Genomic DNA, 2,345 nt, shown 5'->3' on the forward strand with positions numbered 1-2,345 from the left:
CTAACTTTCCGCATAACATCGTAATCACGAAAACCAACGCACAGTAAAAATGCCACGCGTTGGCTGTCCCTCTTGAAGCGTTTGTTATGCAATTTTCATGCGGCCTTGAAAGACGGTTATTGCTTGCCCTGATAACTTAACTTGATTTTCACTCACTCGCTCTACGTCCACAAAACCACCTCGATTTGAGGCCTGATAACCTTTAAGCTTCAATTTATTTAACTCTTTCGACCAATAAGCACACAAAGCACAATGCGCTGAACCTGTCACTGGATCTTCATTTACACCAACCCATGGAGCAAAATAACGCGATACAAAATCCACACCAGAATCTGATTTGGCTGTAACCAAAACACCACGACCTTTCAGTTTTGATAACCCACTGAAATCAGGCACAAGCTCGTTGAGAGTTGACTCACTGTTAATCACAACGAGTTGCTTATGATCAAACTCGCCATAAGCGATTAAACTCGATTGCGATAGACCTAACAAATTGAGTATATCTATGTTTGGAGAGACGTTCATATCAAGGTTTGGTGATGGAAATAACAAATGAATATTATGTTCATCAAGATGAGCAGTCAAAATACCAGATAAGGTCTGAAACTCAAGAATATCGCCAGTTTTATACATTCCCTGCTCTTTTACAACATGAGCTACCGCTAGTGTACCGTGGCCACATAAACTGACTTCAACTTCTGGAGTGAACCAGCGTAATTGCATCGTATCAAGTGACAAAAAAGCGGTTTCCGACACCGCCATTTCTGCAGCAATTGCCAACATTGTTTCTTCATCAAGGCTAGTCTCAGTAATGCAAACTCCAGCAGGATTACCCTTGAATACTTCTGATGTAAATGAGTCTACCTGAAAAATTCCGACTTCCACTCAATACCCTTTTATTTATTGACGAGGTTAAATAAGTTGCATAACGCCCGGCTAAGGGGTTGACAACGCACCGCCGGACTCAAAAAACACACTGTAAACACTGAACTTCAATTTTGCACTAAAGCCGCCACGCGTTGGCAATCCCTCTTGAGGCGTTTGTTAGGCAATTTTTCCACGACTCTAGCCATTGAAGCGCTACCAAAGCTGCAACTGAACAAGCCGCTTCATCATTACCATCAATGAACTTAAGTTCTTCGATTTCTGCCGCTGGAAGCAATTCACCAGAAAAATCCGCAAAGTAGCAGGTCAGCTTTACTGAAACACCCTCGGCCTTACCATCTGCCTGTGCTGTGAATGTTTCCATATATTTGAGGCTCGTAGGTGAAAGATCTACTGAGAGCTCTTCTTTGATTTCACGGATTAATGCTTCCTCATCATTTTCACCGGCTTCACGCTTACCTCCAGGAAGGTAGAACAGCGCCTTTCCTTTAGACCTTACTGCTAAAAGCTTGCCATCTTGAATCAAAACCCAAGCAAGTTTATCGATCACTTTATTAATCATTTTGCCTCAATACTAAATGTGCAATTGCCTAACGCCCGCTTAAGGGGCAGCCAACGCTACTACCAACTTACCGCATGACACTGTAATCACAAAAACCAACGCATAGTGAAAATGCCACGCGTTGGCTGTCCCTCTTGAAGCGTTTGTTATGCCGCTAGCTGAAGCGTGAAGCCAGCTTCTTATAAACAGCGTCTTTATCTCGTTTACCAACAGCGAGTACATAAACGACAACTTCATTGTCGATGACTTCATAAGCCAAACGATAACCAGATGTACGAAGTTTGATTTTGTAAACAGAATCATAACCTCGTAATTTTGATGATGGGACGTGGGGGTTTTCTAGCCTTTCTTTAAGTTTCTTTTTAAATTGACTCTGAATCGTTGGCGCTAGCTTACTCCACTCCTTTTGGGCTGCAGGCAAAAACTTTAACTTATAAGTCATCAATATTGATTTCCACAGCTTGCGACAAATCACCACGACGACTATCTACTATTTGGGAAAGCTCATAATCATCAAGCATATCCATCAGATACTCGTAAGTTTCAGCCGGTACAAGGTAAGCTGCGGGTTTGTTGTGGTTAAGGATCGCAATAGCTGAACCATCAGCCTCGTTCAAAAGAGCAGTTGGATTTTTCTTTAACTCTGAAATACTGGCAGAGCAATTCGCTAGTACCTGTTTAATAACTTCTCAATATACGCATTAAAATCAGACGTGATTTTAGACATAAATTTAAGTAATTGTTAGAGTTTTAGAAAAAAGGCAAAACGCCCGGCTAAGGGGTTGGCAATGCACCGCCGAACTCAAAAAAACACACCGTAAACACTGAACTTCAATTTTGCACTAGAGTCGCCAAGCGTTGGCAATTCCTCTTGAGCCGTTTGTTAGCTGCTGCACTT

4 protein-coding genes are annotated in these 2,345 nt (G+C 42.0%); all 4 read right to left on the minus strand.

Features of this window, described 5'->3' with window-relative positions; translation table 11 throughout:
* Positions 1-84: 84 nt before the first annotated feature.
* The 4 genes from B9J84_RS00120 to B9J84_RS00140 all read right to left on the minus strand — a co-directional run bounded on the left by B9J84_RS00120 (position 85) and on the right by B9J84_RS00140 (position 2,130).
* Positions 85-885: a PhzF family phenazine biosynthesis protein gene (locus tag B9J84_RS00120; RefSeq protein ID WP_094123251.1), complete on the minus strand. Its 801-nt coding sequence runs from the start codon at positions 883-885 to the stop codon at positions 85-87.
* 118 nt (positions 886-1,003) lie between these two features.
* Positions 1,004-1,444, minus strand: a complete 441-nt coding sequence (locus B9J84_RS00125; RefSeq protein WP_094123254.1) for an NUDIX domain-containing protein — start codon at positions 1,442-1,444, stop codon at positions 1,004-1,006.
* 157 nt (positions 1,445-1,601) lie between these two features.
* Positions 1,602-1,889: a type II toxin-antitoxin system RelE/ParE family toxin gene (locus tag B9J84_RS00135; RefSeq protein WP_000221356.1), complete on the minus strand. Its 288-nt coding sequence runs from the start codon at positions 1,887-1,889 to the stop codon at positions 1,602-1,604.
* Positions 1,879-2,130 carry a type II toxin-antitoxin system Phd/YefM family antitoxin gene (locus tag B9J84_RS00140; protein ID WP_094123252.1) on the minus strand — a complete coding sequence of 84 codons (252 nt, stop codon included), beginning with the start codon at positions 2,128-2,130 and terminating at the stop codon, positions 1,879-1,881. The genes B9J84_RS00135 and B9J84_RS00140 overlap by 11 nt, the downstream gene beginning before the upstream one ends.
* Positions 2,131-2,345: the final 215 nt, after the last annotated feature.

Source organism: Vibrio sp. V03_P4A6T147, from assembly GCF_002241085.1.
GTDB classification, from domain to species: domain Bacteria; phylum Pseudomonadota; class Gammaproteobacteria; order Enterobacterales; family Vibrionaceae; genus Vibrio; species Vibrio anguillarum.

Excerpts from the sequence above, each read along its gene's own strand:
- B9J84_RS00135 (WP_000221356.1), bottom strand. The coding sequence starts at position 1,889 with ATGACTTATAAGTTAAAGTTTTTGCCTGCAGCCCAAAAGGAGTGGAGT.